Origin of the sequence: Rhizobium sp. T1470 (genome assembly GCF_042140505.1) — a bacterium.
Lineage (GTDB): Bacteria > Pseudomonadota > Alphaproteobacteria > Rhizobiales > Rhizobiaceae > Rhizobium > Rhizobium favelukesii.
Window position 1 is genome coordinate 1,112,323 of record NZ_CP148092.1, and the last position, 20,588, is coordinate 1,132,910.

22 protein-coding genes are annotated in these 20,588 nt (G+C 59.0%); 8 read left to right on the plus strand and 14 right to left on the minus strand.

Going from position 1 to position 20,588, the window contains the following annotated elements:
- Positions 1–2 precede the first annotated feature (2 nt).
- Genes eutB through doeB form a run of 4 tightly spaced genes read left to right on the plus strand, consistent with a single transcriptional unit; the run spans position 3 to position 4,214 of the window.
- On the plus strand, positions 3–1,004 hold the full coding sequence (gene eutB / locus WGT02_RS26530; protein WP_208247473.1) for a hydroxyectoine utilization dehydratase EutB: 1,002 nt from the start codon (positions 3–5) through the stop codon (positions 1,002–1,004).
- Positions 1,001–1,993: an ectoine utilization protein EutC gene (eutC, locus tag WGT02_RS26535; RefSeq protein WP_208247475.1), complete on the plus strand. Its 993-nt coding sequence runs from the start codon at positions 1,001–1,003 to the stop codon at positions 1,991–1,993. Before eutB ends, eutC begins: the two co-directional genes overlap by 4 nt.
- 34 nt (positions 1,994–2,027) lie before the next feature.
- Positions 2,028–3,209, plus strand: a complete 1,182-nt coding sequence (gene doeA / locus WGT02_RS26540; protein WP_208247476.1) for an ectoine hydrolase DoeA — start codon at positions 2,028–2,030, stop codon at positions 3,207–3,209.
- A gap of 6 nt (positions 3,210–3,215) precedes the next feature.
- On the plus strand, positions 3,216–4,214 hold the full coding sequence (doeB, locus tag WGT02_RS26545; protein ID WP_208247478.1) for a N(2)-acetyl-L-2,4-diaminobutanoate deacetylase DoeB: 999 nt from the start codon (positions 3,216–3,218) through the stop codon (positions 4,212–4,214).
- 1,152 nt (positions 4,215–5,366) lie between these two features.
- Here the strand turns inward: doeB and WGT02_RS26550 are convergent.
- Positions 5,367–6,482 carry an IS630 family transposase gene (locus WGT02_RS26550; protein ID WP_208245192.1) on the minus strand — a complete coding sequence of 372 codons (1,116 nt, stop codon included), beginning with the start codon at positions 6,480–6,482 and terminating at the stop codon, positions 5,367–5,369.
- A 28-nt stretch (positions 6,483–6,510) separates the two neighbouring features.
- Here WGT02_RS26550 and WGT02_RS26555 point away from each other — a divergent pair, with 28 nt between their 5' ends.
- On the plus strand, positions 6,511–6,795 hold the full coding sequence (locus tag WGT02_RS26555) for a LexA family transcriptional regulator (protein ID WP_225039569.1): 285 nt from the start codon (positions 6,511–6,513) through the stop codon (positions 6,793–6,795).
- A gap of 87 nt (positions 6,796–6,882) precedes the next feature.
- On the opposite strand, the gene WGT02_RS26560 is transcribed toward WGT02_RS26555, so the two are convergent.
- Both WGT02_RS26560 and WGT02_RS26565 read right to left on the minus strand, forming a co-directional pair.
- On the minus strand, positions 6,883–7,122 hold the full coding sequence (locus tag WGT02_RS26560; protein WP_225040105.1) for a hypothetical protein: 240 nt from the start codon (positions 7,120–7,122) through the stop codon (positions 6,883–6,885).
- Positions 7,123–7,614: 492 nt separating this feature from the next.
- Entirely contained in the window at positions 7,615–7,995 is a 381-nt protein-coding gene (locus WGT02_RS26565; RefSeq protein ID WP_374046210.1) for a cupin domain-containing protein, read from the minus strand.
- 380 nt (positions 7,996–8,375) lie between these two features.
- Here WGT02_RS26565 and WGT02_RS26570 point away from each other — a divergent pair, with 380 nt between their 5' ends.
- Entirely contained in the window at positions 8,376–8,612 is a 237-nt protein-coding gene (locus WGT02_RS26570; protein WP_331000924.1) for a PIN domain-containing protein, read from the plus strand.
- Positions 8,609–8,878, plus strand: a complete 270-nt coding sequence (locus WGT02_RS26575; protein WP_208247480.1) for a hypothetical protein — start codon at positions 8,609–8,611, stop codon at positions 8,876–8,878. Before WGT02_RS26570 ends, WGT02_RS26575 begins: the two co-directional genes overlap by 4 nt.
- 330 nt (positions 8,879–9,208) lie before the next feature.
- Here WGT02_RS26575 and WGT02_RS26580 read toward each other — a convergent pair whose 3' ends face one another.
- The 8 genes from WGT02_RS26580 to WGT02_RS26615 form a co-directional block, all read right to left on the minus strand.
- Positions 9,209–9,877, minus strand: a complete 669-nt coding sequence (locus WGT02_RS26580) for a VOC family protein (RefSeq protein ID WP_208247482.1) — start codon at positions 9,875–9,877, stop codon at positions 9,209–9,211.
- Between the two features lie 546 nt (positions 9,878–10,423).
- Entirely contained in the window at positions 10,424–11,254 is an 831-nt protein-coding gene (locus WGT02_RS26585; protein WP_024317520.1) for a shikimate dehydrogenase, read from the minus strand.
- 1 nt (position 11,255) lies between these two features.
- Complete coding sequence (locus WGT02_RS26590) at positions 11,256–12,332, minus strand: Gfo/Idh/MocA family protein (RefSeq protein WP_208247484.1); 1,077 nt, start codon at positions 12,330–12,332, stop codon at positions 11,256–11,258.
- A gap of 17 nt (positions 12,333–12,349) precedes the next feature.
- Positions 12,350–13,111, minus strand: a complete 762-nt coding sequence (locus tag WGT02_RS26595) for an amino acid ABC transporter ATP-binding protein (RefSeq protein WP_210363164.1) — start codon at positions 13,109–13,111, stop codon at positions 12,350–12,352.
- Positions 13,112–13,154: 43 nt separating this feature from the next.
- Positions 13,155–13,796, minus strand: coding sequence for an amino acid ABC transporter permease (locus WGT02_RS26600; protein WP_208247486.1), 642 nt, complete (start codon positions 13,794–13,796; stop codon positions 13,155–13,157).
- A 10-nt stretch (positions 13,797–13,806) separates the two neighbouring features.
- Positions 13,807–14,475, minus strand: coding sequence for an amino acid ABC transporter permease (locus WGT02_RS26605; RefSeq protein ID WP_024317524.1), 669 nt, complete (start codon positions 14,473–14,475; stop codon positions 13,807–13,809).
- A 31-nt stretch (positions 14,476–14,506) separates the two neighbouring features.
- A complete protein-coding gene (locus WGT02_RS26610; RefSeq protein ID WP_208247487.1) occupies positions 14,507–14,950 on the minus strand; it encodes a type II 3-dehydroquinate dehydratase in 444 nt (147 codons plus the stop codon).
- A 109-nt stretch (positions 14,951–15,059) separates the two neighbouring features.
- On the minus strand, positions 15,060–15,890 hold the full coding sequence (locus WGT02_RS26615) for a transporter substrate-binding domain-containing protein (RefSeq protein ID WP_208247490.1): 831 nt from the start codon (positions 15,888–15,890) through the stop codon (positions 15,060–15,062).
- 246 nt (positions 15,891–16,136) lie between these two features.
- Between WGT02_RS26615 and WGT02_RS26620 the strand changes: the two genes are divergently transcribed.
- Positions 16,137–18,029 carry a bifunctional sugar phosphate isomerase/epimerase/4-hydroxyphenylpyruvate dioxygenase family protein gene (locus WGT02_RS26620; RefSeq protein ID WP_208247491.1) on the plus strand — a complete coding sequence of 631 codons (1,893 nt, stop codon included), beginning with the start codon at positions 16,137–16,139 and terminating at the stop codon, positions 18,027–18,029.
- An 11-nt stretch (positions 18,030–18,040) separates the two neighbouring features.
- Here WGT02_RS26620 and WGT02_RS26625 read toward each other — a convergent pair whose 3' ends face one another.
- The 3 genes from WGT02_RS26625 to WGT02_RS26635 all read right to left on the minus strand — a co-directional run bounded on the left by WGT02_RS26625 (position 18,041) and on the right by WGT02_RS26635 (position 20,588).
- The gene (locus tag WGT02_RS26625; protein WP_208247493.1) at positions 18,041–18,715 is read right to left on the minus strand and encodes a GntR family transcriptional regulator; all 675 of its coding nucleotides are present in this window, start codon (positions 18,713–18,715) and stop codon (positions 18,041–18,043) included.
- Positions 18,716–18,761: 46 nt separating this feature from the next.
- Complete coding sequence (locus tag WGT02_RS26630) at positions 18,762–19,448, minus strand: GntR family transcriptional regulator (RefSeq protein ID WP_024317529.1); 687 nt, start codon at positions 19,446–19,448, stop codon at positions 18,762–18,764.
- A gap of 432 nt (positions 19,449–19,880) precedes the next feature.
- The gene (locus tag WGT02_RS26635; RefSeq protein ID WP_024317531.1) at positions 19,881–20,588 is read right to left on the minus strand and encodes a NapC/NirT family cytochrome c; all 708 of its coding nucleotides are present in this window, start codon (positions 20,586–20,588) and stop codon (positions 19,881–19,883) included.

Sequence of the window (20,588 nt, forward strand, 5' to 3'; positions counted from 1 at the left end):
TTATGCCAAGCACGTCTGCCGTCAGCTTTCGGGATATCATGATCGCCTCGCAGCGCGTCGCTTCGCGTGTTCGACACACGCCGCTCACACGATCTGACGCATTGAGCGAGCAAGCCGGCCAGCCCGTCCATCTGAAGCTTGAGCATCGCCAGACGACCGGCAGCTTCAAGCTGCGCGGTGCGACCAATGCGGTCCTGTCCCTGACCGCAAAGGAAAAGGGGCGGGGGTTTGTTGCGGCCTCCACCGGCAATCATGGACGGGCTCTTGCCTATGCGGCCAGAGCCGAAGGCGCTGCTGCCACCATCTGCATGTCAAGGCTGGTGCCGAAAAACAAGGTTGAGGAAATCCGCCGCCTCGGCGCTAGGGTACATATTGTGGGCAACTCGCAGGATGACGCCCAGCGCGAGGTCGATCGGCTCATTCGCGAGGAGGGTCTGGTTGCCGTTCCTCCCTTTGACGATGCGCGAGTGATTGCCGGGCAGGGCTCGCTCGGGCTCGAAATCTTTGCGGATTGCCCCGAAGTTGCGACGGTTCTCGTGCCGCTATCGGGCGGCGGGCTGGCATCGGGTGTTGCTGTTGCGCTGAAGGCGATCAATCCGGCGATCCGCGTTATTGGCATGACGATGGAGCGGGGCGCTGCAATGAAGGCAAGCCTCGACGCCGGGACGCCCGTTGCGGTCATCGAAGAGGAAAGCTTCGCCGATTCTCTCGGGGGAGGAATCGGTCTTGAGAACTGCTTCACGTTCGCAATGTGCCGCGATCTCGTCGACGATGTCGTGCTGCTTTCAGAGGGCGAAATCGCCGCCGGCATGCGCCACGCCTACTCGGTCGAACGCGAGGTCATCGAAGGCGCCGGCGCCGTCGGGATTGCCGCTCTTCTTGCCGGCAAGGTCGCCTCGTGCGGACCCGTCGTTGCAATCCTTTCCGGCAGAAACGTCGACATGGAGGTTCATCGCCGGGTCGTCAATGGCGCAACGGCTTTGGCCGGGAAGGATCTTGCATGAACGTCATGGTCATCCTCACGGAACGTGACCTTAGAAAGGTCATCAGCCTCGATCTCGAAGCCGTCGGCTGCGTCGAAGACGCCTTCAGGGCACTCGCCACCAAGGCGGTTTCCATGCCGCCGATCCTCAGGCTCGATATTCCGGAACATCGGGGCGAGGTGGACGTGAAGACCGCCTATGTTCCCGGCCTCGATGGCTTTGCGATCAAGATCAGCCCAGGCTTCTTCGACAATCCGAAGATCGGTCTGCCGAGCACCAACGGAATGATGGTGCTCCTGTCCAGCCGGACGGGGCTCGTCCGGGCGCTGCTGCTCGACAACGGCTATCTGACAGATGTGCGCACGGCAGCAGCCGGAGCCGTGGCGGCGCGTCATCTCTCCCGCAAAGGCTCGAAGGTTGCAGCGATCTTCGGCGCAGGCATGCAGGCAAAGCTGCAACTGGAGGCGCTGAAACTCGTCCGGCCGATCACGCAGGCGCGCATCTGGGCGCGCGATCATGCGAAGGCGATTGCTGCCGCCGCTGAACTGTCCTCAAAGCTTGCGATGGATGTCAGCGCGGTTGCCGATCCACAGCGAGCAGTCGGCGGTGCGGATGTGATCGTGACAACGACCCCAGCGCAAGAGCCGATCATCCGATCCGAATGGCTTGAGCCTGGTCAGCATCTAACAGCGATGGGCTCGGATGCCGAACACAAGAACGAGATCGATCCGGCTGCGATCGCCAGGGCCGATCTCTACGTTGCCGACAGCCTGATGCAGACCCGCCGTCTCGGCGAATTGCACCATGCGATCGCAGCCGGGGCGGTGAGCGCCAATACGGAATTTTCGGAACTCGGGCAGATCGTCGCCGGTCGCGCCAAGGGCCGCACCGGTGATGCCTTAATCACCATCGCCGACCTCACCGGCACAGGTATCCAGGACACGGCCATAGCCACGCTCGCTTTCTCGCGGGCAACCGCGGCCCGGGTCGGGACGACATTCGAAAGCTGATCCGGTGCAACACCGGGACAAGGAGGCAAAACCCATGAGTGAACCCAACCTCAAATTTTCGCGCGAAGAATACAGCCAACGCCTGGAAAAGACCCGCAAGGCAATGGAGGCCAGGGGTGTCGAGCTCCTGATCGTCAGTGATCCTTCGAACATGGCCTGGCTGACGGGCTATGACGGCTGGTCGTTCTATGTGCATCAGGCGGTCATCGTCCCGCCTTCAGGCGAGCCCATCTGGTTTGGCCGCGGGCAGGATGCCAACGGTGCGAAGCTGACAGCCTATCTGAAGCACGAAAACATCATCGGCTATCCGGATCACTACGTGCAGTCGACCGAGCGGCATCCGATGGACTATCTCTCGGCCATTCTCACGGATCGCGGCTTCTCCAAGCTCGCAATTGGCGTCGAGATGGACAATTACTGGTTCTCTGCAGCGGCCTTCGCCTCGCTGCAAAAGCATCTGCCCAACGCCCGCTTCGTCGATGCCACGGCGCTCGTCAATTGGCAGCGCGCACTCAAGAGCCCGACCGAAATCAAGTACATGCGCAATGCCGCCCGCATCGTCGAAGCAATGCATGCGCGCATTTTCGACAAGATCGAGGTCGGCATGCGCAAATGCGATCTCGTTGCTGAAATCTATGATGCCGGCACACGCGGCGTGGATGGCATCGGCGGTGACTATCCGGCGATCGTGCCACTCCTGCCATCAGGCGTCGAGGCATCGGCTCCGCACCTGACCTGGGATGACCGGCCGATGAAAAGGGGCGAGGGCACCTTTTTCGAGATCGCCGGTTGCTACAACCGCTATCACCTGCCGCTGTCGCGCACGGTTTTCCTCGGCAAGCCGACGCAGGCCTTTATCGATGCGGAAAAGGCAACGCTTGAGGGTATGGAGGCGGGGCTGGCCGTCGCGAAACCCGGCAATACCTGCGAGGATATCGCCAATGCTTTTTTCGCGGTTCTGAAGAAATACGGGATCGTCAAGGACAACCGCACTGGCTATCCGATCGGTCTGTCCTATCCGCCGGATTGGGGCGAGCGCACAATGAGCCTGCGTCCCGGCGACAAGACGGAACTGAAGCCGGGCATGACCTTCCACTTTATGACGGGCCTCTGGCTTCAGGACATGGGCTTCGAGACGACAGAAAGCATCCTGATCACCGAAACCGGTGTCGAATGCCTTGCCAACGTACCGCGCAAACTGATGGTCAAGGATTGAGCGGCGATGAGTGACAAGGATTTGCGTCCGTCGCCGGTCAGCGCGACGGTCGATTTCGATGCCGTTGGCTCTCAACACGGCTTCCTTCGGCTGCCCTACAGTCGTGACGATTCAGCATGGGGGTCGGTGATGATTCCGGTCACGGTGATTAAGAACGGCACCGGGCCGACTGTGTTGCTGAGCGGAGGCAATCACGGCGATGAATATGAGGGACCGATCGCGCTCTTCGATCTCGCCCGCACCCTCAAGGCAGAAGACGTCAAGGGCCGCGTCATCATCGTCCCGGCGATGAACTACCCAGCCTTTGCGGCCGAGACGAGAACGTCGCCGATCGACAAGGGCAATATGAACCGCAGCTTTCCAGGCAGGCCTGACGGCACGGTCACGCAGAAGATCGCCGATTACTTCCAGCGCACGCTTCTGCCATTGGCTGACATTGTTCTCGACTTCCATTCAGGCGGCAAGACGCTCAATTTCCTGCCTTTCTGCGCCGCCCATATCCTGCCCGACAAGGAGCAGGAGAAGAAAGGCTTCGAATTTGTCGAGGCCTTCGGCGCGCCCTATTCCATGAGGATGCTGGAGATCGATGCGGTCGGCATGTACGACACGGCGGCCGAGGAAATGGGAAAGATCTTCATCACCACCGAGCTCGGCGGCGGCGGCACGGCGACCGCCCGCAGCGCCGCGATCGCCAAGCGCGGTGTCATGAATGTGCTGAGGCATGCAGGCGTCGCAACCGGGAAAATTGAGCGGCAACCGACGCAATGGCTCGATATGCCGGACGGCGACTGTTTCATTTTCAGCGAAAGCGCGGGCCTTGCAGAATTTGCCGTCGATCTCGGCGATGCTGTTAAGAAAGGCGACGTCATTGCGCGCATCTATCCGGTTGGGCGTACCGGAGAGACGCCAGTCGAGCTCCGCTCGAAGATGGATGGTATCCTCACGGCGCGTCATTTCCCTGGTCTGATCAAGACGGGGGATTGTGCTGCGGTCATCGCGCAATGAAATGTGCAAGATAAGCCCTCGTTGAGTGAGGAAGGTCGGTGCGCTTTCGCCCCGGGCCTTTTTGTCGGCTGGTCGACCGACCTTGGAACTTGCTTTGAACACAATGGCGGATCAGGTTGCCCCGTCGAGTTTGCCAGTCGAGCTTCGCTTCGCCCATTGGCGTCAGCAGACCTTTTCTCTCAAAATCGATCTCATCTGCCGGACCACGTCCGGCAGCGATCACTCGTGCAACGAAAAGGAACCTAGAATGAGCAAAACCGATGCTGCTCAGATTCAGCGCAGGACCGAACGCCAGGTCGCAAATACGAGCGGCGGGGGGCACCTAGGGGGAACCAACTTTGGGCAAGCTCCCGATGCCAAGACCGCAGGGGGTAGCGGCGGCAAGTCCCGCCCAAGCGGCGGTCGAAAGTAGCTTTCGGTCGCAAAAGCAACCCGCCGCCAGAAGCGGCGGGCGACAACGAAAGTCCGGTCTATCTGGTCACTGGCGAAAGCGCCGGCGCGTTTGAGCGGATCAGCGCGCCCCGCGCCCTGCGGCGGGCTGTTCGATGATCGTTATTTGCTCTCGATAAGGACATCTCGAGCGGGATAAACGAAGGTGGCGACGGGGCGCTTCGATCACAAATTCATGGCCCACCATAAAAGCACGCTAGCCACGGCCAGCACAATCAGCACGTAGGTAAGTCGCGATGTCATTACATTTCCACCAGGTTGATACGTCGAGATTGCAACCTTTGATCGATCGCGTCAAGCGGTGGAGATCCCGGGCATTGCAGCGTCGGGTTGCGTGAGGTGCAGGGTGTCTGTCGATGAGGTGATCGGCTGCACCATGAGCACGTCGCTCATACACCGCTCCAAACGAACTCGATGTCTGGCGATGTAACCTACCTGGTGTTGGTGTTTGCAGCTGCCGGGACCGCACGAACAGGTGTCGCAATATAGATAACGTACCGCTCGGCGGCGTCCGCCAGTGCTAGAGCTGCCTCACCCTCGCGCCACCCTGCGGCTACGGCGCTTATCATTATGGACCGCGCGACATCATCAAAAGCACGAGAGCATTCCTCCTGCCGGCGCGTGTCATCAACTTGGTAACTTGGTGTGGGGACAGTTTTCATGAGAGGGCCCGTGAATTGAACTAGTGCCGCGCCACAGAGATTATGACTCTTTGACGGGGTAAGCTTTGCGGAGCTTTTGGCGGGCTTTTTCGGTTGTGAACATCCATTGGATCTTTGCGCCATTAGCGTTGCGTTGCTGCTCCCAGGCTGCGACTTCGGCGATTATGGTGTCTTTATTGTCGATACGACGGTCGAGGCATTGGCTGCGCAGGACACCGATCTCGATCTCGACCATGTTGAGCCAACTGGCGTGCTTGGGCGTGTGGTGGAACTCCAGTCGCTTCAGCACCCTTCGAGCCTCCGGGGCTGGAAATGCGTCGTAAAGCGCCCCGGCGGAATGGGTGGAGAGGTTGTCCATCACCACGCGGATGATCGGGGCGTCGGGATAATCGACGTCGACCAGTTCGCGCATGCACTGGGCGAAGTCTTGGTTGGTTCGCCGATCGGTGACCTTCACCCTGCGCCAGGGCTGGTGGGCGTCCATGAAGACAAACAGATTGACCGTGCCGTTTCGGCGATACTCGCAGTCGTAGCGTTCAAGCTGGCCAGGCTTGGCCGCAATGGGCTCGCGCACTTCGCCGATGAGTTGGGTCGGGCTCTCGTCGAAGCAGACCACGGGCCTTTGTGGATCAGGCGTCTCTGCGTAGAGGTCGAGAACATCCTCCATGCGCGCGACGTATTCCCCATCGAGCTTTGGGATGCACCACATGTCTTTGCGCCAAGGTTTGAGATGATTCTCAGCCAGCCGGCGACGTACGGTCTCCGAGGACAACTCGTCATGATCGGTGAGTCGGACCATCTCATCGGCCAGAAGCTCCAGGGTCCAGCGGGCTCGCCCGGGCGGCGGCTTTGAGCAGGCGGTCGCCACCAACAGCGCCTCCTCCTTGCTCGATAGCTTGCGCTCAACACCCGGGCGCGGTTCTTCACTGAGCGCGCCTTCCAGATTGGCTTCCACAAACCGGCGCTTGGTCCGGTAAATCGTCGATCCGCTGACGTTCAAGGTTGCCGCGATCACCTCGTCGCTGAAGCCTTCGTCCGCCGCCACCAGGATCTGGGCGCGCTTGATCTTGCGCGACGCATGGCGTCCCCCGCTCAACAAAACGGCCAGTTGATCACGTTCCGATTGGCTAAGCTCTACGTGAAACTTTATATTCATCGACACCTCCTTCAGCGCGGAGACGCAGATGAATCCGAAAATGAGTCCCTCACTTGACCCGCAAGCCGCAACGGCAAGACATGGCCTTACGCAAGTCCAAGGCCAGTACCTGGCCTTCATCTACGCCTACAGCCGCATCTTCAAACAGCCTCCGGCCGAAGCCGACATGCGTCGCCACTTCGCCGTTACGGCTCCGTCTGTTCACCAGATGGTGCTGACCCTCGAGAAGGCAGGATTTATATCCCGCGTGCCAGGCGCAGCACGCAGCATCCAACTTCTCATCCCACCAGAAGACTTGCCCATTCTACGATAACCCAACCCGTCATAATCTCTGTGGCGCGGTACTAGCAAACGCCCCGCGACATCGACGGGGCTTTTCATTTGTCGAGCCAAGGCTGGTCTATGAGGACGACACACGCAGACCTTGGATGGACGCGCGGTTACGCGAGAAGCTTACTGAAGGTTCTTTTGATAACGAAGTGCCAAAATGCAGATCCAATTCCTGCGACAGCGCGCGAGAGGAAGTCGCCCCTTCTTGGAAGCGTCTGATGAGAAGTTTTGCTGCGACGTTGTAACGTTTGGGATCGGCGAGACTGCTAGCAGCATCGTACCCGGCGCTGTCCAAGACGATTTGCAGCATTGCAAGGTCCGCTGATGTAACGATTGATAGGGGGTGGGAAGACATCGCGTCCTCCTTCAATTGGGGCGAGGGTATAGTGGCCCTCAACCAGTAGCGCCCTGAACTAAACTACTGAAGCTCGGACGATGTACCCTAATTGTGGGGAAGGCAAGCCCTAGTTTAGCTTCGTCTTAAAACGGCCCCGTCGGATCGTGGTGGCCCGACCGGACGATCGCGGGCACGCATCGTGCGCGCGTGACGAGGACTTGCGTAATCCATCCATCTGCCAATAGGCTTCCACCGAACGCCAATTTGCCGTGGGGTCGGCGCTGGTTCTTGCCTACCCAAGCCCTGGGCAGGGCAAGGTCCAAGCAGTGGCAGCGGTCGCGATCGCGTGAAGAAAAGCTCCAGCGATCGCGATCGAAGCTCGACCCCGAAGAAACGCGCGCCGCGACGGGCCGGATGCCATCGATGCCGCAGCCCCGTCCTTGATGATTTAGGCATCGCAACGCCTCACTTTGCAGGCACGACAAGCGGCGCGCCTTTCTTGACGATGTAGGTCGCAAGTTCAGACGCCTTGCCACCGCCAACGTTTTTCGCCGAGTGGGCGAGGCCCGACGGAATAAACAGGGATTGGCCAGCCGTAAGGGTTACAGGCGGCCTGCCTTCGAGCTGGTATTCAAGTGTTCCCTTGAGAACATAGGCGAGTTCTTCGCCGGGATGAGAGTGCTTGGGTGCAAGAACGCCTGGCGCGAAATCGACGCGCACCTGGACAGCCTCGTGGCCGGCCACATCGATGTCGTTCTTCAAAAGGTCAGTGCGCTGCAGCGGCTGTTCTGCCCGTGCGGACGAGAATGCCATTGTGTTTGCCAGCAACAACATGGCGAGCGTCATGATCCTGGGGGTCTTCATCTTGTCGTCCTTTCATTGAGGGGGTTGATGCCGGGCCCTTCAAGGCCGCAATCGCATCTTTCCGCATGGTTGAATGCCAGATGTGTCCGCCGGGATAGCTTATTGTAACGCATTGTGTCCGCCGCAATGACGGCCCCAATCGTGCTGGCTCTGCCGGCCGCAACGACCTGAACCGAGTGCGACGCTCGTCTAAAGAAGCTTGGCCCGGTGGTGCGGGTCGCACCAGCTATTGAGGGAACTGCTTGTTGGCGATGTTCCCTTTGCCGTGTCGCCAGCCGTGGCCTTGGAATACGAGGATGTCCTGAAGCGACCCGGTATACTTTGGTGATGAACCGTGGCTGAGCGGGGACGAGATTGACACTGTGCTGGATGCCGTTTTCAGCCAAGCTCATCTCGTTTCCCCATGGTTTCGGTTCAGGCCGTTCTTGGACGATCCAAAGGATGACATCTACATTGAGTGCGCTTTGGCGGCGGGTGCGACATTTATCGTAAGTAGTGACAGGCACTTCCAACACCCAGCCGTAAGAGTGTTCGGCATGTCTGTCATGAGAGCCGGAGATTTTGTGGCAGAACTAACGAGAAGGAGACAGCCAACATGAGTACCTATCCTCTCAGACTAGCAGATCATGTCATGGAAGAAGCCAAGCGGGCAGCGGCGGACGACAACGTATCGCTGAACCAGTTGCTTTCCGCGTTTATCGCTGACGGCATTGGTCATCGACGTGCCTTCATGAGCCTGAGTAAGCGGGCGGCACGCGGAAATGTCGATGCGGCACTTGCCATCCTTGATCGTGCACCTGATGTCGAACCTGATCCCGGTGACGAACTGGTCGAGGCACAGGGAGCGTCGAGCTTCCGTCCTTAATCTATCCAAGGCGGCTGATTCAGCCGCCTTTCTTTTCACGACCTGCCTTTGTTTCGTAGATAGGTGCGAATTATTTTTCGATTCCGCCCTTCTGGAATAAACGATTTTCGATGCTGCCAACAGATTTTCGCCCCTGTGGTGCAAACGTCCCGTCTCAGTGACGCAGTCACTGGAGGAGTTCGATATTGCTTTGGGACCGGCCTCCCAGCCGTCCATCGGTTTTAGTACGGTCTTGCCAATCGTGTGCGCTGTTGATGGCGGTGAAATTTGAACCGGCTTGTGGCTGCACATGCGCAGATCACTGCGCAGCCACGCCGGCGCCACGGATGCTTAACTTGGCAGCGGCTTGCCGGCCTGCTCGTTTACCGTGTACTCGGCATACCAACTCGGCCAGTCCGCGTCGCGCGCGCCGAGCCGTTGCTCGTGGTCTCCGTGAGCCGCCTCGGCACGGCGAAGTGCGCTCGCAAGCTCGGTCAAGGAGGTGAATGTCGTGTCGTCTGCGGCCACGCGTCCAGGCAGGCGCGCTGTCACCTCCTGGAGCAGCCAACCGTTGCCATCCGGATCGCTGAACGAGGCATAGGTGCGGTAGCTGGTGCGTTCGGGATCCGGTCCGCGAACCCTTCGCCTGCCAAACAGATAGGGTTCATCAGGTCCCGCATAGGTGTCGCCGGCGTGGTGGAACGCCTCGCTGACCTCCACACCGCGAGCGAGCAGATCGCTACGTGCAGCCTCGATGTCCGAAACAATAAGGTATAGCCCTTGTGCCGAGCCGGGGGCGGCCGCCGTCACGTGCCTGCCGAAGATGACCGAGGCGCCGGAGCCTGGGGGCGTGAGCTGGATGACGCGGTAGTCGTCACTGCCAGCGAAGTCCGCATCGAGCCTCCAACCCAGGTTGCCATAAAAGTGTTTGGCACGATCGACGTCCGACACCGGGATGACGATGACTTCGAGCTTCATCTCGAGGGGCCGCTCGTTGTTGGTCTTGATTGCAGGGGTCATCACAATTCTCCTTGGACTTGGACTTGGACTTGGACTTGGACTTGGATGAGGTCGTGGAGGGCAGGGGACGCATCTGCCCCGCCGTTGACACAATAAACTTCGCTCCCCATGGTCAAAAGCAGCCATGTGCTCGATGCCGTGGATCACCTCAAGCAAACCTAAACGACAAAGAAAACAACATGTTCAACGCAAAGACCGCACGCAATACGGGGAAACTTCGGGTATTGACATGTGACGCGACTGCTACTTGCACGAATGGCGCACGGATGGTCGTACCTGCCGCTCGCAAGCGGGACGCTTTCCGGTGGCGCGCCGCCACACATCGTGTAGCGGAGCGATGTTATCACAGATCTCGGGTCGCCGTGCCCACAGATCATCGGATCAGGGGTTGGTATTTTCGCTTACCGAAGGCGCGATAGCCGCGCAAAGGAGGAACGCACCGGCAATTTGGACGACAGGGGCTGCAGTTCGAGGACGTCAAGTGCAGGAGCGGATATTGTTTGAGATCGCCCGTGCGGGTTTAACCTGATTGCAACGCGTAAGCGATCATTGCAGCCGAGCAATCGATCGCAGGTAATCTGCGCTTGCGGTGGGGAAGCCGAAGAACTCCAAATAGGCCGGTATTTGCTCGAACAACATGTCCGTGCCGACCTGGAACGCGCATCCGCGCGCGCGCGCTGCCGCCAGAAACGGCGTGATTTCTTCCTTCATGACGACCTCGCCTACAAAGGTGGAAGGTGAGAGACGCGAAACGTCGAGGGGCAGTGGATCGTTCTTACGCATCCCGAGGGGAGTGGCGTTGACGACGATGTCGAACCCAGCAGGATCCGTTGAGCCGATGCTGACCTCGGTCGTTGGATAGTATGTCTTCAGCCGGTCGCTGAGCCCTGCCGACGTGGCCGCGTTGTCATCGTGGAGCACAATCCGGCGCGCGCCGGCACCTGCCATTGAAGCGGCGATCGCGGAGCCGACACCGCCTGCGCCGACGATCAGCACGTGGGCTCCCTCCACCCTTTTGCCTTTGCGCAACAGGCCGCGGACAAAGCCTTCACCATCGAACATATCGCCAATCAGCCTGCCGGCCGGCCCGAGCCTGACAGCGTTGCATGAGCCAGCGACCTTGGCGTTCGTCGATACATCGTCGAGCAGTCCCATTGTCGTCACCTTGTGCGGCATGGTGACGAGGGCGCCATGAATATTCGAAAGCCTGAAGACGAGCTTGAGGAACGAAGGATAGTCCTCGGGCTTGCAACCCATCGGCACGACGACGGCATCGATGCCACTTTGTTCGAAATACGGATTGTAGATCAGCGGAGCTTTGAATGACTCCGTCGGATAGCCGAGGTGAGCGATAAGCCTCGTGGTGCCCGTAATCATATCAATGACCTTGTCGCCTATCGATTTTACCCAGATGGATCGTCTTGCCTGAACGCGCCGACGCCTTGATCGCATCGACGACGCGCAACGTGGCAAGACCTTCCGTGCCACTGACAAGAGGCTCAGCTTGGCGACGGATCACATCGCAGAAATGGTGAAGTTGTGCAGTCTGTGGGTCGGTCGGTGTGAACGGTACGCGTTCTGAGGTAAGCGCTTCCAGCCAGTTGGGCTTCGATGCATTTGTCCAAAGCGCAAGTTGTGGGATGGCCAGTGAACCGCCTGTCCCACCGATCTGATAGCAGAACTGATCCAGCCGCGGAAACGCCGGGTTCTCTCCCGCCGTCATCTCCCAGCTCCAGGGGGAGGCGACCGCTTCGGATGCGTTCAAGGTTCCAAGCATGCCGCTTGCGAACCGCAGGAGGATAACGGTGGTGTCCTCGACAGGGTGCTTGCGGGTCGAATTTGATTCCATCGCATGGACCGCGTCCACCTCGCCGAAAAGATAGCGGAAGAGATCGATGTCGTGGATCAGGTTGATGAAGGTCGGTCCGGCGCCTGCCTGCCGGCGCCAGCCGACATCGAAGTAGTCGTCGGGCTTGGCAACCCAGAATGTCCCCTGGACAGTCAAAAGCTTGCCCAGCCGACCGCTGTCTAGGACGCGCTTTGTCTCCTGTATGATGGGATTATAGCGGCGATGGTGACCGACCAGAATGGGAACGTTCGCCAGGACGCCGGCATCGACGAGGGCGGCGCCAGCGTCGGCGTTGTCTGCGATCGGCTTCTCGACCAAGACCGGAATTCCAGCCGCGATGGCCTCAAGGGCGTTAGCGACATGAAGCTGGTTCGGGGTGGCAACAATCACCCCGTCCGGGCGCTCGCTTGCGGCAGCCTCGGGAAGGGTCGGGAACCATCGGGCGCCCGTGCTTTTCGCAAACTCGCGCCCTGCATCTGACGGGTCGACGACGGCAGAAAGTGTGGCGCGCGGCTCGGCCAGAACGCCTTCGATGTGGCGCCTGCCTATGAGGCCCGCGCCCATCACCGCGATCTTCAAGGGGGTTGTCTGCGATTGTGCTGACATTGGAATTCCCCAAAGCTCTAGTTGCGCAGGATTTCGCCCAGAAATTTGCGTGTGCGCTCGTGGCGCGGGTTGGTGAAGAATTCGGCCGGGGGCGCCTCTTCGACGATCGCGCCGCTCGCCATGAAGACGATCCGATCGGCCACCTGGCGGGCAAAGCCCATCTCGTGGGTGACGCAGATCATCGTCATGCCCTCTTCGGCAAGACTGATCATCGTATCAAGCACTTCCTTGACCATCTCGGGATCGAGCGCGGAGGTCGGCTCATCGAAGAGCATGATCTTCGGCCGCATGCAAAGCGCCCGCGCAATCGCGACACGCTGCTGCTGGCCGCCGGAAAGCTGCACCGGATATTTGTCTGCCTGTTCAAGGATCTTGACCCTACCAAGCAATGAGCGCGCGCGCTCCTCGGCCTGCACCCTTCCAACGCCAAGTGCCCGCATCGGTGCCAGCATGCAGTTCTGCAGTACGGTCAGATGCGGAAAGAGATTGAACTGCTGGAACACCATACCGACGTCGCGACGGATCGCGTCGATCGATTTTGCCTCGTTTCCAAGCAGAACGCCACCAACGCGGATCTCCCCCTTCTGGTAAGTTTCGAGATGGTTAATACAGCGGATGAGCGTGGATTTACCGCTGCCTGAAGGTCCACATAGAACGATCCGCTCGCCCTTGCGCACCGACATGTTGATATCGTGCAGGGCCTGAAAGGCACCGTACCATTTCTCCACCTGGGTCATGGTGATCACGGTCTCAGCGGTCGGTGCGGAAGCATTGGTCATGGTCTCAATTCCATCGATCTCTTGTGAATTCGCTCGCGCATCATCAGCGAGCGGACGCCGCAAACCGCCGTTCGAGACGCGCCCCGATGATCGTCAGCGGACAGCACATCAGGAAATACAGCGCGCCCACGATGCCGAAGACCGTGAGTGGCTGGAAGATCTGGTTGGATATGATGTTGCCGGCCCGCGTAAGCTCCGTGAAGCCAACGATCGAGGCAAGCGAGGTGCCCTTGATGAGTTGCACGAGGAAGCCGATCGTTGCCGGCAGTGAGATGCGCAGCGCCTGCGGCAGGATGACATCGGTCATGCGCGAGACATATTTGAGACTGAGTGCTCGCGCCGCCTCCGTTTGACCGCGCGGCACGGCATCGATCGAGCCTCGCCAGATCTCTCCCAGATAGGCGCTGGCATGCAGCGTCAACCCGACGGCGACAGCCACCCACGCATCGAGCCTCAGGCCGATGAGAGCCAGCCCATAGTAGACGACGAAGAGCTGCATCAGCAAAGGAGTGCCCTGGAAGACCGCAATATAGCCGGCCGTGATGCGTTCCAGGATCGGGATCTCGGAGCTGCGCGCCAGCGCCACGCCAAGCCCGGCAATCCCTCCGCAGATGAAGCCAACGACCGAGAGAAGCACGGTCCATTTCAACCCGATCAGGAGGAAAATGAATTCTTCGCTGCCCATCGCTTGGACCCTACTTGATCGGATAGGTGAAATAACGTGCCGAAAACAGCGCAAAGAGGCGCATCATCAGCCAGGATATGACAAGGTAGAAGATCGTCACCGTGAAGTAGACCTCGAAGCTTCGAAAGCTTTCGGATTCGATGCGCTGCGACACCGACGTCAGTTCGTAGGCCGAGATCGCCGAAGCGATGCTGGTCGACAGCGTCAAAAGCACGAACTGGCTGGTTAGCGACGGATAGATCGCCCTGAGAGCCGGCTTGAGGATGATGAGCCGGAAGACCTGCGCCTTGTGCAGCCCAAGAGCAAGGCCCGCCTCCATCTGACCTCTCGAGATCGACTGGACGCCGCCTCGAATGATCTCGATGGCGTAGGCGCCGCCGTTGATCCCAAGGGCGATGATTGCCGTCGGTGTCGGGTCAAGTCGAATGCCGGCCAACGGCAGTGCAAAGTACAGAAAGAAGATCTGAACCAGGAACGGCGTGTTGCGAATGAGCTCGACAAAGCCGATCACGAGCCAGCGCAGCGGTTTGAAAGGCGAGTCCCTGAGGGCGACACCGCCTATGCCGATGACGATTGCAAGTGCCATGCCGCAGATCGCCAGCAGGAAGGTGCCGAGACAGCCGAAAAGCAGGCTTGGCAGCCCGTCGATGACCGGGGTGAAATCCAATTGATAGTTCATGACCGCCTCTCTGATCCACCGGTTTCGATCATCAGCTTGGTCCGACCATGTCTGCCATGGCTTCGATCGCCAGTTCATAACCGGGCGCGCCGAAGCCGATCATGATTGCGGTCGCAACCCGCGAGATCAGCGAATTGTGGTAGATGCTCTCGCGTGCATGCACATTGGATATATGCAGTTCGATTTTCGGGGGATCGAATGTTTTCAGCGCATCAAGCAGTGCGATCGACGTGAAGGTGTAGCCAGCGGGATTGATGATGATACCGCATGCGTGGCTGCGCGCCTGATGCACGCTTTCCACCAGTTCCCCCTCGAAATTGGTCTGGCGAAAGTCGATGTCGAACCCGAGGCCCTTCGCCTTGGCGAGGCATTTTTCCTTGATGTCGGCAAGCGTCGTGGTGCCGTAGATTGCCGGCTCCCGCTGGCCAAGAAGGTTGAGGTTCGGTCCGTTCAGCACAAATATAGTCTTGTTCATGATCGCGCTCCACAAAACGCGCAAGGGCTCTTGGCCGCCAAGCAAAGCGGTATCGTTGGCGGGCACCACAATGCCCGCCGTTTTGCCTTTGCTTTAAGCAGCCCGTGGCTTAGTTGGCGCTGAACGGAATGCCGTTCAGGCTCGCGGGGAACTCCGGAACCGGCACCTTCATCCACTTGGCGTAGATCTTCTTGAGCTCGCCATTGTCCTTGATCTTGTCGATGAAGGAATTGATAGAGGCGTTGATTTCCTTCTCGCCAAGACGCGTGCAGGCGCCATTGTAGAGCTTCTGGAATTCGAGCTTGTTTTCGAATTCGCCCGGACGCGCCTTTTCGACCCGGTCCATGTAGAAGATGTTGCCGCCCAGAGCCTGGACCTGTCCGGACACCAGCGCCTGGACGCTTGGGGCATCGCCGTCGAAGCGGCGGATCGTTGCGCTCTGTGGCGCATTCTTGGTGACCTGCGTATCCTGTGCTGCACCTTTCGCGACGCCGATCGTGAGATTTGCCATATCGTCGTTGGCCTTGATCGACATCGACTTTGGAGCAATCAGGACAATGGCGTTGGCAACGTAAGGCTTGCTGAACTGAACAGCCTTGGCGCGATCCGGCAGCATGGCCATCGTCGCGAAGAGAACGTCGACGCGCCCCGTGGTCAGTGCGGGAATGCGGTTGTTGACTTCAAGCGGCACGAATTCGACGGATACGCCCAATTCCTTGGCGTAGAGCGTGGCGATATCGGCATCGAGGCCGTCCTGCTTGCCGCCGCTGGTGACGAAGCCCCATGGCGGGTTATCGCCCTGGATGCCGACGATCAGCTTGCCTCTGGCCTTGATCTCTTCGGGTGTGATGGCGGCCGCCGGCTTGGTAAGCCCGATGGCAGCTACGAGCGTGGCGGCAGCCACCATGGCATGGCGCCGTGTCAGCATCGACTTGAACATTGATTCCTCCTCCGTTTGGCGGTCGCTTGGACCAACAGTCTTCCTCTCCCGACTGCATGGGAAATATTTGCCAGAGGAGCCGCGATAAATCAACATAGTTTTTAAGAATCATATGAGACTTTGTGTTTGACCAATTGAATTGCAATATTCAAGACATTTGCCATAATGCCATGAGGAGGAGTTGGCGCTATCAGGTACATCGCCGTGGCCGGCCCTCGTGACGCTGGTGGAAAGGGTCCTTGAAACATGAAGACCTCGATTGCAACGGTAACGCTGAGCGGTGAACTGCCGGAGAAACTCGAAGCCATTGCACAAGCAGGCTTCGATGGCGTCGAGATTTTCGAGAACGACTTCCTGGCCTTTGACGGAAGCCCTGCCGATGTCGGCAAGATGGCGAGAGATCTCGGACTGGAAATAACGCTCTTCCAGCCCTTCCGAGATTTCGAGGGCATGCCGGATGCGCTTCGAAGCCGCACATTCGACCGGGCCGAACGCAAGTTCGACGTCATGCAGGAACTCGGGACCGGAATGGTTCTTGTCTGCTCGAACGTCTCGCAGGCCGCTCTTGGCGGCATCGATCGCGCCGCCGCCGACTTTCATGAGCTTGGCGAGCGAGCTGCCAAACGCGGCCTCAAGGTCGGTTATGAAGCACTTGCCTGGGGTCGTTATGTCAACGATCACCGCGATGCCTGGGAGATCGTACGCCGCGCCGATCATCCAAATGTCGGGCTGATCCTCGATAGCTTCCATTCGCTGTCGCGAAAGATCGACATCAACTCGATCCGCTCGATCCCAAAGGAGAAGATCTTCATCGTGCAATTGGCCGATGCGCCGATGATCGACATGGATCTGCTCTATTGGAGCCGCCATTTTCGCAACATGCCGGGCGAGGGCGATCTACCGGTCACCGCTTTTGCCGAGGCTGTGGCGTCGACGGGCTATGACGGCTATTTTTCGCTCGAAATCTTCAATGACCAGTTCCGCGGCGGCTCTACGCGGGCAATTGCGGCCGACGGCCACCGGTCGCTGATCTATCTGGCCGATCAGGTTCGCCGCAGTGTGAAGACGCCGATCGGTGTTCCCATGCCCGAGCGCGCTACCGTCAAAGGCGTCGGCTTCGTCGAGTTTGCAACGGACGAGGACGAAGCCGGCGAACTGATCGCTCTGCTCCACACTCTCGGCTTCCGCAAGGCAGCCGTTCATCGCTCGAAAAAGGTCACCCTGTTTGAACAGGGCAATATCCGCATTCTCGTCAACGTCGATACCGCAGGCTTTGCAGGTGCGGCCTACGCAGTCCACGGTACATCTGCCTACGCGCTGGCCCTCGTCGTCGATGATGCTGGCGAAGCCTACGCCCGTGCGCTGGCGCTCGATGCCGAACCTTTTCGCCAGCCCGTTGCCGATGATGAGCTGGAATTCCCCGCCATTCGCGCTGTGGGTGGCGGCCTGATCTATCTCATCGATGACAAAAGCCCGCTCGGCCGGTTTTCGGAGATCGACTTCGAGGCCGTTTCTACAACAAGGAGCGATGCTGCGGATGCCGGGCTGCTGCACATCGATCACATCGCGCAGACGGTGGCCTATGAGGAAATGCTGACCTGGCTGCTCTTCTACACATCGATCTTCAAGACCGGAAAGACACCGATGGTGGATATCATCGATCCGAGGGGGGTCGTGCGCAGCCAGGTCATCGAGAATGAGCCCGGTACGCTGCGCATCACCATGAATGGCGCCGAAAATCGCCGCACGCTCGCCGGCCACTTCATCGCCGAACAGTTCGGTTCGGGGATCCAGCATCTGGCATTTTCGACCGATGACATATTCGCCACCGCGCGTCAGCTTCGAAAGACAGGATTCAAGCCGCTCCATATCTCGCCAAACTACTACGACGATGTCGAAGCCCGCTTCGGCTTGCAACCTGATCTGACCGAACGGCTGAAAGCGGAAAACATCCTCTATGACCGTGACGAGCATGGTGAATATCTGCAACTCTACAGCGGCACATATGGCGAGGGGTTCTTCTTCGAGATTGTCGAGCGCCGCGGCTATCGCGGCTATGGAGCCGCAAACGCCATTTTCCGCATTGCCGCGCTGAAGAAGCTGATGAGGCCGGAGGGTATTCCGAAGGACGCCGGTTGATCAGACACGGGTCAGGTGATACGCCCGCTTTTCAGCACGTGTTCCACGCCGCTTTGGACATGCCGTCGGATCACAGCCCGAGCGCCCTCGATATCGCGCTTCAAGGCGAGCTCGAAGAGAAGCCTGTGGTCATCAACGACCGCCTTGCCGCGGAAACTCCGGGCCAGCATGTGGTAGCGCAGAAATCGTTCGAACACCGATGAGAGTGTGGCCATCAGCGTCGCGGAATCACAAGCCGATACGATCGCCTGGTGAAACTCCCAGTCGTAGCGCACCCAATCGACGGTCCGCGAGGCATCGCCGGCGAGCAGCTTTTTCTCCGCAGCCGCCAGTTTATGATGAGCCGCCACGATGCGTCCTTCCCATTCGAGATTTCCGGCCGCAAAGGACAGGCCGATCGCATGGGTTTCAAGGACGGTGCGAAGATCGGCGAGTTCCTCGAGTTCCTTGCGCGACGCGACGCTCACTTCGAAGCCACGCTGCCCTTCGGCCAACACCAGGTTCTCCGTGGTCAGACGGCTTAATATTTCGCGCAGCGACGACACGCTGATCGAATAGCGTTCCTTGGCTTGCTCGAGTTTGATCTTCGCACCAGGTGCCAAGGCTCCAGAAATAATGTCCCGACGGATCTGCCGGAAGACCACATCGCTGACGGTCTCGGAGGGTTCACCAGCAATTTTTAGCATAAGATCCTCTGCTTTGCGCAAGCGTCAATGCGCGTAATGAATGCCGTCATGGTTTTACCGGAGAGGCCAATAGCAGCCCTTTTCCAAGCGCATGTTCGACGCCTCCTTGTATGTGACGCTGAAGAATTTTCTTTGCCGTCTTGCTGTCGCGCAGCAAGGCGACCTCCAGAAGCTGCCGGTGTTCCTGTTCGGCAACACCGCCACGATAGGACAGCGCAACCATCTGATATCGCAGATATTTGTCGAACACGGCCGAGTGTGTCTCCATAAGCAGCCGCGATCCGCAGGCGGAAATCAGGGCCTGGTGAAACTCCCAGTCATAGCGTTTCCAGTCTTCCGCCTTGCTGGTGTCGCCCGAAGCCATCACCTCTTCCATGCGCGCCAGCTTGTAGTGGGCCGACACAAGCCTTGCTTCCCATTCGACATCGCCTTGTTCGAACGACTGCTCAAGCGCGTGCTCTTCGAGAAGCAGGCGCAAAGCGGCGATCTCTTTGAGGTCCGCAACAGACACGCGCGCGACTTCAAACCCCCTTTGGCCTTCGGCCACGACGAGCCCTTCGGACGTCAGACGGTTCAAAATCTCCCTGAGCGTGCTGACGCTCGTCGCGTAGGTACCCTTCAAATTCTCCAGCTTGAGCTTCTGACCCGGCGCAAGCCGACCGAATATGATGTCTGATCGTATTTGCCGGTAACCGCTTTCAGCGACAGTTTCATCCGCAATTTCCTGCCGCATCAGCTCTCTCCGAGATTTTTCTTTTCGTCATATATAAACGGACAGCTAGGTCAAATTCAATAAGCAGCGCAGATGGTCGGCTCAATCATGAGAAGTGAGGTTGCTCGGCCGTGGTCATCAGAACAAGTCCGTTCTCAAGCGTGCGCGGCGGGAAAGGATGACGGGTTTGCTTGATGATCTGTCGCTGCGGCGCCTGTGCCTTCCTGGTGTTGTGATCTCAAAAGGGAACCACGCGCTGCAGGATGGTAGGTCGCGACGATTTTCCGATGCGATGATCATCGTCGCAATCAATTCGTCGACGTTCGATCGAGAGGATGACGGAGCACCGCTCTAATAAGGAACCCTCACGCCCCTTCCTCGTCTCCGCGCCATGCCTGCCTTCCATGTCAATCACAAACCCCGTGCAGCAAGGTTCGCGCAAAGCCCGAAGGGTTATTCCAGTACATCAATCGACGCTGCGTGCGCCTTGGCTATGGCGTCCCGAAGGTCGTCGATCGGCGTCGCCTTCACCATCTTCTTGCCCTCGAGCTCTTTGGGCACCTTCCAGCCAGGATCGATGCCTTCCATATTCGGCAGCTCGTGGGCAATCCCCTTGTGACAATCGATGCAAGTAGCCTGACCCGACAGAAGATATCGGGTGTGGATTTCCGCTGCGCGCTGCGTCTGCTTTTGCAAGTCCATCGCCACCGAGGAGTGGCAGTTGCGACACTCCAGACTATCGTTGGCCTTCATCCTGGCCCATTCGTGCTGGGCAAGTTCCAGTCGCTTCTCCAGGAATTTAGGCCGGGTGTTTATCGTGCCGAACATTTTTCCCCAGACTTCTTTGGAAGCCTGCATCTTGCGAGCGATCTTGTCGGTCCATTGGTGCGGCACATGGCAGTCGGGACAGGTGGCGCGCACTCCCGAGCGGTTCGAGAAATGGATGGTGCGCGAAAGCTCCTGGTATACATTGTCATGCATCTCGTGGCAGGACGTGCAGAACTTTTCGGTATTGGTGAGCTCAAGTGCCGTGTTGAATGCGCCCCAGAACATAACGCCGCCAATGAAGCCTCCGAGTGTCAGGACGCCTAGCCCGATTGTCGCCGCCGGTGTTATGAGGATCGACCAGGCCCACGAAATCGCGTTCTTGATCCAGGCCAT